Source organism: Pseudomonas sp. S2_F03, assembly GCF_054668335.1.
On the sequence record NZ_CP162759.1, the window covers coordinates 3136275 to 3150067 of the forward strand.

2 protein-coding genes and 2 pseudogenes are annotated in these 13793 nt (G+C 60.9%); 3 read left to right on the plus strand and 1 reads right to left on the minus strand.

Annotated features, from left to right (window positions below):
• Positions 1-137: 137 nt before the first annotated feature.
• On the minus strand, positions 138-9314 hold the full coding sequence (locus AB4N76_RS14760; protein WP_460164592.1) for a retention module-containing protein: 9177 nt from the start codon (positions 9312-9314) through the stop codon (positions 138-140).
• 270 nt (positions 9315-9584) lie between these two features.
• On the opposite strand from AB4N76_RS14760, the pseudogene AB4N76_RS14765 reads away from it, so the two are divergent.
• From AB4N76_RS14765 to AB4N76_RS14775, 3 genes and pseudogenes are all read left to right on the plus strand, one after another.
• Positions 9585-9940 (plus strand): annotated as a pseudogene (locus tag AB4N76_RS14765) (TolC family protein); the annotation flags it as partial.
• Positions 9941-10132: 192 nt separating this feature from the next.
• A pseudogene (locus tag AB4N76_RS14770) lies at positions 10133-12287 on the plus strand (type I secretion system permease/ATPase).
• A complete protein-coding gene (locus tag AB4N76_RS14775) occupies positions 12277-13644 on the plus strand; it encodes an HlyD family type I secretion periplasmic adaptor subunit (protein WP_046033207.1) in 1368 nt (455 codons plus the stop codon). Before AB4N76_RS14770 ends, AB4N76_RS14775 begins: the two are co-directional and overlap by 11 nt.
• The last annotated feature ends 149 nt before the right edge of the window (positions 13645-13793 follow it).

The following is a 13793-nucleotide window of genomic DNA, read 5'->3' on the forward strand; positions in this document are numbered from 1 at the left end:
CAGAAATGGACCAGCGTCATGCTGTCAGCAGCATAGGCCAACTGGACGCGAGTATGCGGTGCGGCGACGAAATCGTCACCGTGGTGAAGGTCGCAAACGTGACGGCCGCCCCATAAGGGCGGCCGTTTTTCGTTTGATCAGCTATTGTTGTGGTCGATTTTGATGGTCGGGTCGCTGCCGGCAATCAACGAGTTGATGTTGGCGCTGGACCAGTTGTTGCCTTCGAGCTTGATCGTCACGTCCGGTGTTGCGGCTGCCGCGTCGCCGGAGTTGAACTTGCCGCCCGAGCTGACTTGCAGCGACGACACGCCATCGACGGTGCTGATTTTCAGGAAGTTGTCGATGGTGCTGCCGCTCTCGCCCTGCAACAGATCACCCAGGTCAATGCGGTCACCTTCGCTGGCCTTGAAGTCCTTGATCACGTCATTACCGGTGTCGCCAGACTTCCACACGAAGGTGTCGCCACCCGAACCGCCAATCAGGATGTCGTTGCCCTGGCCGCCCATCAGCGAGTCGTTGCCAGTGCCGCCGAGCAGGATGTCATTACCCTTGCCGCCGTCGAGGCTGTCGTTGCCCCCCGAGCCGAAGAGGATGTCGTTACCCGCGCCGCCCAACAATGTGTCGCTGCCGTCATGGGCGCCGGACACATCAAACGCGGTGTAGTGCTCGGTGATGAACTGGTGCACGTTGCTGGTGGTGACTTTGCTGACGTCGACGCCGGTCTGCTGGGCAACGAACGCCTGCATCGCCTGATAACCCTCGCCGGCAACGCCGTTGAAGCTCACGAGGTCGCCGAACAGGATGTCATTGCCGTCACCGCCATTGACCGTGTCGGAACCTGGTTGCGTCGCTTCGGTGTGACCGATGATCGAGTTGGCCAGGTTACTCGGATCAATGTTGGTTTGCGGCGCATGGTCCGAGTCGTACGGTTTCAGGTCGGTAAGGGTGACACCCTTGTTCAGACCAATGGCTTCAACGTTGGACACATTGCTCAGCAGCGCGAAGCTGGAGGTGGAGTTATCGACGAGGGTCTGTGTATTGCCGCTGTCCGTCAGGGTCGACAACTCGTAAGTACCATCGCCCTGCGCGTGAATGGTGCCCACGTCGCTGGCTTTCCAGTTCTTGGAGCCTACCAAGGTGTACAGCGTCGCAAACCCGTCACTGTCGATGGTCAGTTTGTGAGTACTGTCGATTGTCGTGGAGAAGGTATCGCCCGGCTTGTAATTGCTGGTTTTCACCACGTCATCGAGCGTCACGCTACCGTACAGCGTCGGGTTGGGCTGCTCGCCCGTCTGGTAGTAGTTCGGCTGGCCGTCGGTGATGAAGTACGTGAGGTTCTTCGCCCCGGTGTTGGCCACGGCGGCGGCGCTCTGGAACCAGTTGGCCGTGGTTTTGAATACATCTTCGTAGTTGGTCACGCCGCCGGACGACATCGAGTCCAGTACCGATTTGAGCAAGGTCAGGGCATCCGGATTTTTCAGGTCGACCGATACCGATCTGTTGACCTGGGTATCGAAGTCCACCAGGAAGATGTTCACCGTTCCTGAGTTGCCGCCCATGCTCTGCTTGAGGGTGTTGAACACCGACGTCAGCGAGTCTTTGGCGGCGTTGATCGACGACGAACTCATGCTGCCCGAACTGTCGACCATGAACGCGATGTTGTAGTTGGTGCCTGGGACCACGGTCAGGCCGCCGATGTCGGCGACTATGATGTCGTTGCCGTCAGTGCCGGTGAGGATGTCACTGGCTGCCGTGGCCGTGACCGCGTTATAGACCGCCGGGTAAACCGTGACCGGTATCGTCGCGGTGCTTGGCGCCGAGCCGCCGAGAGACTCGGTGGCGGTCGACGTCACGGTCAGGTTGAACTGACCGTTGTAGTACGGCGGCGGGGTCACGCTCAGGGAGCCGAGGTTCCAGCCGGTGACGTTGGCTTCGCCGGACGTCGCGGTGGCGGTGAAGGTGTGACCGGCGCCATCGGTGAGTACCGAGCCCGCCGGGATGCCACTGATTTTCACGCTCAGGCTTTCGGAGCCGTCGGTGTCGGTCAGATTCGTGGTGATTGCGGACAGATGAACGCTGGTGCCTTCGGCTCCGGTGTTGAGTTTGTAGCCATCGTAATAGCCTTCACCGTTGGTGCCGTGCAGGTCGGAAACCGTCACGCCGGCAGCCGCCAGGTCCGCCACGCCGGTATACAGCGGCACGCCCGCGCTGCTCAGGTCGACTGCCGCACCGCCGTTGACCGACAGGTTGACGTCATAGCTGCCCGGGCCGCTTTGGTTGTGGTGGTAGATGTCCAGGGTGTAGTAACCGCTGGTGCTCGGGGTGAACGAACCGTTCAAGCCGCCACCCGCGCCCCACAAGGCGCTGGCCACACTTTTGCCGCCGATGGTCACTAGCAGACTGTCATCGCCGGTGCCGCTGAAAGTGTAAGTCTTGCCGGCTTCGAGGTAGATCAGGCCGGAGGTTTTCGACGCGGTGCCGGCGGCAACATCGCCACTGGATTGCACGTTACTGACGGTGCTGCTGCTGTTCGGTTTGCCGGCGGCATCGATCACCGATTTCAGCGTATCGGTTGGCGCGCCGTTGCCGTTGGTGCCCAGGCCGGTCAGGCCGGTCCAGACGTCCTTGATCAAGCCCGTCGAAGTGACGTTGTTGCTGGCGACGTTCAGTGTTGGCGCATCCGCCACCGGGGTGATATCGACTTTCAGGGTCGCTTCGGTGCCCTGGTTGAAGCCGTCGGTAGGCGTGAACTTGATTTGCGCGTAGTCGGCGGCCTTGTTGCCGATGCCCGAACCACCGTAACCGTCCGCGCCTGATTCGTTGACGCCGGGGCGGAACGTCAGTTTGCCGGCGGCAATATCGGCCTGGCTGATGGTCTGGCCCAAGCTGACCGGCACACCGTTGAAGAACAGGGTGCCACCGCCCGCCACCTGAGTGATGGTGATGCCCAGTGGGCTGTCATTATCGACGTCGGTGACCTTGAAGTCGTTCCAGGTCAGGGTGATGGTCGAATCTTCGAGGCCGGTGACCGCACCGCCGGCGGAGACGGGCGCGTGGTCGTTGTCGATGATGTTTGTGCTGACATCTTTGTGGCCCGAGTCGATACCCAGGTTCTCGAAGTTGCCGCCGCTGACCGAATCAATGGTGACCTTGAAGTTCTCGGTTCCTTCGACCAGCTTGTCATGCGCGGTGTTGATATCGAACCCGGCGCTATTGCTGTTGGCCGCAATCTTGACGACGAGCACACCGGAGTAGTCCACGCCATTGGTCGCGGTGCCGCTGTACTTCAGGGTGACGAACACATCGGTCTGAGCGGTATTACTCAGGGTCAGTGTGTAATGCGCAGCCTGGCCTTCGTTCACCGACGTGTCGCCGCTGATACCCACGGTGGTCCTGTCGCCTTGGTCCGAAGGCTCATCGGTAACCGTGGTGGTCAGTTGGGTGTCGCTCAGGGTCAGCTTTTCGAAGTTGCCGCTGCCTGTCACCGATTCGAGCTTGTTGACCAGCGACGGCTGGCCGCCGGTGTACACGTCGTTATGGGTGGCCACGGTCGCGGAACCGCTGGTGCTGTTGGCCGGCACGGTGATGAAGGTGCCGTCGGTGAGCTTGAAGGTCAGCGCATCGTGGTTGCCGATGGCGATGCCGTCCTTGTTGGTCAAGGTCACGGTGTAGGTGACCTGACCGCCTTCGGTGACGGTGGTTTTGTCCACGGTCAGTTTGGCGATGACTTCGCTGGTGGTGTCGGTGATGATCACCGACGCCGGGTTACCCATCACCAGATTTTCCAGTGCGGTGCCACCGGAAGTCGCGCCGCTGATGCCCAGCGTCACGGTGCTGCCGTCGTTGTAGACGTCTTCGCCCTGAGGCGACAGGGTATGGGTTTTTTCCGTTTCGCCCGCGGCGAAGGTCACGGTCTGGCCGTTGCTCAACGTCACGGTCAGGGCAACATCCTGGGCCTTGTCGAGCTTGACGGTGAAGCTCGGGGCCTGGTTTTCCAGCACCGCGCCGTTGCCGACGATGGTGATGCCGACCTGGTCGCCGTGGTTGTCGATTGAGGTTCCCGAACCGGCTTCGTCAGTCACATTGGTTTTCAACGAGTTCTGACTCAGGGTCAGTTCTTCGAAGTGATCTGCACCGCTGACGCTTTCGATTTTGTTGACGATGGACGGTTGACCGCCCATCAGAATGTCGTCCGGGGCGGTGATGGTGAACGAGCCGGACGTCTTGTCGGCTGGCACGGTGACAAGGGTGCCGTCGGACAGTTTGAAGGTCAGTTCGCCGTGACTGTTGATGGCGATGCCGTCTTTATTGGACAGGGTCACGGTGTAAGTGATCTGGCCGCCTTCAGCCACGGTGGTCTTATCCACCGTGAGGGTCGCGACCACTTCGCTGACGGAAGCCGGCGGGTAAATCGTGACCGGGATCGTCGCGGTGCTTGGCGCCGAACCGCCGAGGGACTCGGTGGAGGTCGACGTCACGGTCAGGTTGAACTGGCCGGTGTAGGACGCCGGCGGGGTCAGGGTCAGAGAACCGAGGTTCCAGCCGCTGACGTTGGCTTCGCCAGAGGTCGCGGTCGCGGTAAAGGTATGGCCGGCGCCATCGGTGAGTACCGAGCCCGCCGGGATGCCGCTGATTTTCACGCTCAGGCTTTCGGAGCCGTCGGTGTCGGTCAGCGCCGTGTTGATGGCGGACAGATGAACGCTGGTACCTTGCGCGCCTTCGTTGAGTTTGTAGCCATCGTAATAGCCTTCGCCATTGCTGCCGTGCAGGTCGGAAACTGTCACGCCGGCAGCGGCCAGATCCGCCACGCCGGTGTACAGCGGCACGCCAGCGCTGCTCAGGTCGACTGCCGCACCACCGTTGACCGACAGGTTGACGTCATAGTTGCCCGGGCCATTCTGATTGTGGTGGTAGATGTCCAGGGTGTAGTAACCACTGGTGCTCGGGGTGAACGAACCGTTCAAGTTCGCACCCGCGCCCCACGTAATGGCCGCCACGTTCTTGCCACCGATGGTCACCAGCAGGCTGTCATCGCCGGTGCCACTGAAGGTGTAAGTCTTGCCGGCTTCGAGGTAGATCAGGCCGGAAGTTTTCGACGCGGTGCCGGCGGCAACGTCGCCACTGGATTGCACGTTGCTGACGGTGCTGCTGCTGTTCGGTTTGCCGGCGGCATCGATCACCGATTTCAGCGTATCGGATGGCGCACCACTCCCGCTGGTGCCAAGGCCGGACAGGCCGGTCCAGACGTCCTTGATCAAGCCCGTTGAAGTGACGTTGTTGCCGGCGACGTTCAGCGTTGGCGAATCCGCCACCGGGGTGATGTCGACTTTCAACGTCGCTTCAGTGCCCTGGTTGAAACCGTCGGTAGGCGTGAACTTGATCTGCGCGTAGTCGACTGCCTTGTTGCCGATGTCCGAACCACCGTAACCGTCCGCGCCTGATTCGTTGACGCCGGGGTGGAGCGTCAGTTTGCCTGCGGCAATATCGGCCTGGCTGATGGTCTGGCCCAAGGTGACCGGCACGCCGTTGAAGAACAGGGTGCCACCGCCCTCGACCTGAGTGATGGTGATGCCCAACGGGCTGTCGTTATCGACGTCGGTGACCTTGAAGTCGTTCCAGCTCAGGGTGATGGTCGAATCTTCGAGGCCGGTGACCGCACCGCCAGCGGAGACTGGCGCGTGGTCGTTGTCGGTGATGGTGACGCTGGTCTTGTCGGTGCCGAGGACCAGGTTTTCGTAGTTGTTGGTGCCCGTGACGCCCGTCAGTTGATTAACCACCGTCACCGGCTGATTAACGGAGTGGTTGTCTTGGGTGGTCACCACGGTGCTGCCGCTAATTTGGTTAGCGGCGATGTTAACCACGGTGCCGTCAGTCAGGGTGAAGCTCAGGTCGCCGTGATTGTTGACCGGCAGGCCATCGGCGCTGGTCAGGGTCACGGTGTAGGTGATCTGGCCGCCTTCGGTGACGCTGGAGTTATCCACCGTCAGTTTGGCAACTACATTGTTGATGGTATCGGTGACGTCAGTGACTGCTGGTGTCTTGTCGGCGACCAGGTTCTCGAAGTCGCCGCCCGTGGTCTTGGTGATGCTGGCTTGGACTTGGCCGGCGTCTTTGTAGACGTCATCCGATGGCGCGGCGTAGTTCACCGAACCGGTGAGCGCACCCTTGGCAATATGGATCACCACGCCATTGCTCAGCGTCACGCTCATGGCGGTGCCGGCGGCATTGGTCAATGTCGCGGTGTAGACGATAGTGCCGCCTTCGGCCACCGAAGCGGTGGCGCTCAGTTTCAGGCCGGTGGTGTCTGTTGTATCGGTGACGGTAGTCACCGCTGGGGTGTAATTGACCGCGACGTTTTCGAAGTTGCCACCGCTTTGGCTGACGATGATCGCTGCGACTTTGCCGCCATCGACGTACGGCGTGTCAGCCGGTGCCGCGAAGTTGACCGAACCGCTGGCCGCGCCGGCGGCGATCTGGATGACCGCGCCGTTGCTCAACTTCACGGTCATGGCCGTGTCTGTCGGGTTGCTCAGGGTGGCGGTGTAGGTGATCTGGCCACCTTCGTTGACGGTGTGGCTGGCCGACAGGGACAGCGACGTCGTGTTGATGGTGTCAACGACGAGGGTGGTGACGGGTACCTTGCTGACGTCGAGTTTTTCGAAGTTGCCGCCGCTGGCGTCGGTCATCTTCACGGTGAGCAGATCAGGGTCGCGGTAGACGTCGTCGCTCGGCGCCGCGATGGTCACCGAGCCTTTGGTCTGGCCGGCGGCAATGGTAATGGTCTCGCCGTTGCTCAGCTTGATGGTCACCGGGGTTTGCGCGGCGTTGCTCAGGGTCGCGGTGTAGGTGATGTGCGAACCTTCAAGGACCACCAAGTCGGCGCTGAGGCTCAGGCGTGTGGTGTTGGTGGTATCAGCCACGTTGGTCACGGCCGGGGCCGGGTCCTTGACCAGGTTTTCGAAGTTGCCGCCAGCCGCATCCTTGATGGTGACTTCGACTTTGCCGGCGTCTTTGTAGACGTCGTCCTTCGGCGCATCGACTTTGACGGTGCCGGTGGTTTTACCGGCATCGATGGTGATGGTCGCGCCGTTGCTCAGGGTCACGGTCACTGGCGTGCCGGCCGGGTTGGTCAGGGTCGCGGTGTAAACAATCGAACCACCTTCGTTGACGTTGCCGGTGGCGGTCAGAGAGACGGTGGTGGTGTCGACGGTGTCGGTCACGCTGGTGACTGCGGCTGACGGATCCTTGACCAGATTTTCGAAGTTGCCGCCCGTGGTGTCCTTGATGGTGACTTCGACTTGGCCGGCGTCTTTGTAAACGTCATCTTTCGGTGCGGCGAAGGTCACGGAGCCGCTGGTGGCGCCTGCCGCGATGTTGATCACCGCGCCGTTGCTCAGGGTCACGGTCATGGCCGTGCCGGCAGCGTTGGTCAGGTTCGCGGTGTAGACGATGGAACCGCCTTCAGCGACCGACTCAGTTGCCGTCAAGCTGACTGTGGTGGTGTCCTGGGTATCGGTGACGGAGGTGTCCGCCGACTTGCCGTCGACTTCCAGCTTCTCGTAGTTACCGCCCTTGGCGTCGTCGATCGTGACGCTCAGAGAGCTGCCGCCGGCCAGTGCATCGTTCGGCGCAGTGAAGTTCACGCTGGCGCTGCTTTCACCGACGGGAATGGTGATGGTCTGGCCGTTGGACAGGGTCACAACCACTGGCAAACCGGTCACAGGCGCGGTAACGGACGCGGTGTAAACGACCGTGCCCCCCTCCGCAACGTCGGCGGTGGCGGTCAGCGACACGGTGCTGGTATCGATCGTGTCGGTGACGCTGGTGACTGCTGCCGCCGGGTCGGTGACCAGGTTTTCGAGGTTGCCGCCTGCGGCGTCCTTGATAGTGACTTCGACTTTGCCGGCGTCTTTGTAGACGTCATCGGCTGGCGCCGGAACGCTTACGCTGCCCGTAGTGGCGCCGGCCGCGATGGTGATCACCGCACCGTTGCTCAACGTAACGGTGACGGGGGTGCCCGCCGGGTTGGTCAGGGTCGCGGTGTATAGAATTTGGCCGCCTTCGGCCACTTCGGAGGACGCCGACAGGCTGAGGCCTGTGTCGTCCCTGGAGTCGGTGATGGTGGTCACGGCCGGTGTCGTACTCGGCACCAGGTTCTCGAAGTTGCCGCCCGTGGCGCCGGTAATCGTGGTGGTGACGGTGCTGCCATTGTTATAGACGTCGTTGGCGGCGGTAGGCACGTTGACAGTGCCCGTGGTGTTGCCGGCGTCGATGGTGATGGTCGAGCCGTTGGACAGGGTGATGGTCACCGGGGTCTGAGCCGGGTTGGTCAGGGTCGCGGTGTACGTGATCACGCCACCTTCGGTCACGCTGGCGGCAGCGCTCAGGGTGACGGTGGTGGTGTCGACGGTGTCGGTGACCTGGGTCACGGCTGGCGTTGTCGGCGGGGTGACGATGATGCCGTTGCCGCCTGTGGTGCCGGTAACGGTCACGTCGATCTGGGTCGGGTCGTTATAAACGGTGTCGTTCGGCGCGAATGGCACGTTGACGGTGCCCGTCAATTGGCCGGCCGGGATGACGATCACTGCGCCGTTGGACAAGGTGATGGTCAGGTCGGTCAGCGGCGCCTGGGTCAGGGTCGCGGTGTAAACCAGTACGCCGCCGGCCTCGGTGATGGTCGGCGTGGCGCTCAGGCTCAGGGTCGACTCACGTTGCGGGTTCGGGTTGGTGTCGGCTGTCTGGCCGCCGAAAGTGTCCTGTGCAGCCAAAGCCGCGGTGCCAAAGCCTGCGGTCGGGAAACCAATGGTCGGGTCCACCCGGCCAGCGGTTGCATCCAGCATCACGAAACTGTGGCCCCCACCTGCCGCGCCGCCCGTGCCGGCAGCGGTAGGGCCGGCGGCGGTAGGGCCGGCGGCGGTGGCTTCGAGGTCGGTGGTCGGGTCGGCACCGGCCACGATGGCTTGTTGCAGTTCGTCAACCGACGGCGCGGCTTGAGCGGTTGCTTGCGCAAGGTCGGCGCCGGAGTCTGGCTGGCTGCCGCTCCACTGGGTATCGCGGCCCAGGTCCAGGGTCCGGCCATCAGCCAGTTCGAGCGTTACGGCACCCGATGCGCCAGTGTCTATCTGATCGCCAACCAACAGCCGATCGCCTTCAATGAGTACACGACGGACGCCCTCAGGGGACACCGCGAAAACTTGACCAACAATGCTTTTGACGATGGCAACAACACTGCTCATTGAAGACTCTCCGGGTAACGCATTCAGTTGACTTCCATGACCTGCCGGCTCTTTTGCCTGACCAGTCCTGGCGTACATTGAAACAGGGTAGACGCAACTTTGACGCGGTTATTCGTCAATAAACCGTCTATGTTTTTTCGCTATTAACTATATGCCAAACTATTGACCTTGCAGTTGTCATCCTAAACACTCGACCCCGTAATGTCACATTGATATTTGCCTGCAGAGTTGTCCTGCCGAGTGTGATCCAGTTCGAACTTTAAACTTTCCGACATACGGTCGCGCCAGATGCCATCATCCGCCGCGGCCGTGCGTTGTGAGGTGATTCACGACAAGTAGTTGCGGGAAATTCGAACCGTCCGTCTGCAACTGTTCAAGGCTTTACCCTTCGCTCTAGCCGCCACGTTTGTTAAGGCACAGCCATTGCGCAGACCATGCAACAGGCGCTGGATGTCCATTCGGAAATCCAGGCAGGTGTTAATAGTCGATTAGCCGCGGATTATCAGTTAAAGGCGGTTAAAGGGGGATACCTTCCACGGGTTGACCTGCTGGGCGGTTATGTTCGTGACGACAGTGACAACGTCACTACGCGAGAGGCTTCAAATAATAGTCGTTGGGAGACACTGAACCGTAGCGAGTCGAATTTGCGTTTGTCACAAAAGGTTTTCGACGGCTTTTCGACGTCCAGTGAAGTGGGGCGTCAATAATCCGCGGAGATCAAAAACATTCATTTATTTACTCAATACCGAATCAAGGCGACCATGGGCAAGTTGCTCAAGGGCCAGGGAGTGGTCGCACTGTTGGCCGCCATTGTGCGGAACAACGTGAAGCCGCAGGTTCAGCTCCCCGGGATGAATTGAGTCCTCCCTTTTTACCGTTAGCCAAGAGTGTCGAGCGTGGAATCAGAAGTCAGTCGAGTCGAACTCATCCATGATCCACGCACGCTGCATGACGATCCGTTACTGGATGGCTTGCTAGCCCTCTGCACTCTGCATCAGAAGCCGGCCAGCGCCGCGATGTTGACCACCGGCCTGCCGTTGCCCAAGCAACGCCTGAGCGTCGAATTGCTGCCCCGCGCAGCCGCGCGCGCCGGCCTGCAAGGGCGGGTGTTGCAACGCAAGCTTGAGCAGATCCCGGCGATCGCGATGCCGGCGTTGCTGTTACTCAAGGAGGGTCGCAGCGCCGTTCTCCTCGGCTGGCAGGGTGACGATCAGGCTCGCGTGTTGCTCAGCGAAAGCGATGGTGGCGAAAGTGTTGTCAGCCGCCAATTGCTGGCCGACGACTACACCGGCAAAGTGTTTTTCGCCCAACCCCAGCATAAATTCGACGTCAATCACGGCACGCTGATCCCGCGCGCGCGCTCGTGGTTTCGCGACACCCTCAAGCGCTCGCGCTGGCTGTACGCCGACGCCATCGCCGCGAGTTTCCTGATCAACATCATCGCCATGGCCGCGCCGCTGTTCGTGATGAACGTCTACGACCGCGTTGTACCGAACCAGGCCGAATCGACCCTGTGGGTCTTGGCCATCGGCATCACTGGCGCTTATTTGTTCGACCTGATCCTCAAAAGCTTGCGCAGCTTGTGCCTGGACCTGGCCGGTAAAAACCGACCTGATCATCTCCGCCACGTTGTTCGAGCGCATCGTCGGTATGGCCATGAAATACCGACCGGCCCGGGTCGGCAGCTTTGCCCAGAACATCCATGAGTTTCAGAGCCTGCGCGACTTCCTCGCCTCGCTGACGCTGACCAGCCTGATCGATCTGCCGTTTACACTGCTGATCTTCATGGTCATTGCCATTCTCGGCGGGCACCTGGTGTGGATTCCGGTGTTGGCATTCCCGATTGCCTTGTTGATCGGTTATGCCCTGCAGAAACCGCTGGTGGCGACCATGGAACGAACCATGGCCCTGGGCGCCGAGCGGCAATCGAGCCTGATCGAAACCCTTGCCGGCCTTGACGCGGTGAAGGTCAACAACGCCGAAAGCGAACGCCAGTATCAGTGGGAGCAGACCATCGGCACCCTCAGTCGCCTCGAACTGCGGGTGAAAATGCTCTCCGGCCTGGCGATGAACATCACCTTGCTGATCCAGCAACTGGCCGGGGTGATCATGATCGTCTTCGGCGTGTACCAGATCATCGCCGGCAACCTGAGCATGGGCGGCCTGATTGCCTGCTACATGCTCAGCGGTCGCGCCCTCAGCCCGCTGGCTTCGTTGTCCGGCCTGCTGACCCGTTACCAGCAGGCGCGAGTGACCATGACCTCGGTCGATCAAATGATGGAGCTGCCGCAAGAGCGCAACTTCGAAGAGCGCCCACTGAGCCGCAAGACATTGCAAGGTGCCATCGAGTGCCGGCAGTTGAATTTCACCTACCCGGGCCAGCAGAACCTGGCGCTGAAAAACATCAACGTGACCATCAAGCCCGGCGAGAAGATTGGCATCATCGGGCGCAGCGGTTCGGGCAAAAGCTCTCTGGCCAAACTGGTGGTTGGGCTGTATCAGCCGGACGACGGCGCGCTGTTGGTGGATGGCGTCGATATCCGGCAGATCGACGTGAGCGAATTGCGCCACAACATCGGCTACGTGGCCCAGGACATCCAATTGCTGGCAGGCACCTTGCGCGACAACCTGGTGTCGGGCGCACGTTATGTCGAAGACGAATTGGTCCTGCAAGCCGCCGAACTGGCAGGCGTGCATGAGTTCGCTCGCCTGCACCCGCAAGGCTATGAACTGCAAGTCGGTGAGCGTGGGCAGAACCTGTCCGGCGGTCAGCGCCAGAACGTTGCGCTGGCCCGCGCATTGCTGCTCGACCCGCCGGTGCTGCTGCTCGACGAACCCACTAGCGCCATGGATAACACCGGCGAAGAACGCCTCAAACAACGCCTCGCGGCGGTGATTGAAAGCAAGACCGTGGTGCTGGTCACGCACCGGGCGTCACTGTTGTCGTTGGTGGACCGCCTGATCGTTATCGACCGTGGACAGATTCTCGCCGATGGCCCGAAAGCCGCCGTGATGGAAGCGTTGAAGAAGGGGCAGATCAGTGTTGCTTAAGACGGGTTTCAAGGATTCTATCGGTCGTTACTTCAAAGGCTCCGAGTCGCTGCATGAGCAGCCATTGCCTGAGGTTAAAAAAGCCCTGATCGAAGACGCGCCGCGTGTGGTGCGGCTGACGATCTGGGCGATCATCGCCTTCTTCGTGTTCCTGATGCTCTGGGCCAATTACGCCGTGATCGATGAGGTCACCAAGGGCGACGGCAAGGCGATTCCTTCGTCCAAGATCCAGAAAATCCAGAACCTTGAAGGCGGTATCGTCTCCGAACTGTTCGTCAAGGAAGGGCAGATCGTTGAGGCGGGTGCGCCGCTTCTTCGCCTGGACGACACGCGCTTTGCCTCCAACGTCGGTGAAACCGAAGCGGATCGCTTGTCGATGTTGCTGCGGGTGGAGCGATTGAGCGCGGAAGTCGACGACCGACCGCTGAATTTTCCGGCCGATGTGCTCAAAGCCGTACCCGGTCAGGCCGCCAGTGAAGAGTCGCTGTACACCAGCCGTCGCCAGCAACTGCACGATGAAATCGGTGGTTTGCAGGAGCAGTTGATCCAGCGTCAGCAAGAGCTGCGCGAGTTCACCTCCAAGCAGTCGCAGTACCGAAATGGTCTGGCGTTGCAACGTCAGGAAATCAGCATGTCCGAGCCGCTGGTGGCCCAGGGTGCGGTGTCGCCGGTCGAGGTGTTGCGACTCAAGCGCGCCGAAGTCGAAACCCGCGGGCAACTGGACGCCACGACGCTGGCCATTCCTCGCGCCGAATCGGCGATCAAGGAAGTGCAGCGCAAGATCGACGAGACGCGCGGCAAATTCCGCAGTGAAGCCCTGACCCAACTCAACGAAGCGCGCACCGATCTGAACAAGGCCCAGGCCACCGGCAAAGCGCTGGAAGACCGGGTCAGCCGGACGCTGGTGACATCGCCGGTGCGCGGCATCGTCAACAAGTTGCTGGTGAATACCATTGGCGGCGTGATCCAGCCGGGCAGCGACCTGGTGGAAATCGTGCCGCTGGACGACACCTTGCTGGTCGAGGCAAAAATCCGCCCGCAAGACATCGCCTTCCTGCACCCGGGGCAAGAGGCGACGGTGAAGTTCACGGCGTACGACTACACCATTTATGGTGGGCTCAAAGCCAAGCTCGAACAGATCGGTGCTGACACCATCACCGATGAAGACAAGAAAACCACGTACTACATCATCAAGCTGCGCACCGATCGCAGCCACTTGGGGACAGATGAAAAGCCGCTGCTGATCATTCCAGGGATGGTGGCGTCGGTGGATATCATCACCGGCAAGAAGTCGGTGCTCAGCTATTTGCTCAAGCCGATCATTCGGGCGCGGGCTGAGGCGCTGCACGAGCGGTAGTTCCCGGTTGTGGCTGCCGGCCTCATTGCGAGCAAGCTCGGCTCCTACAGGGATCGCGTTATGATCGTTCCCACGCTCTGCGTGGGAATGCCGCCGGTAATTCCTGTAGGAGCCGAGCTTGCTCGCGATGGCGGCGCCAAGGACAACAC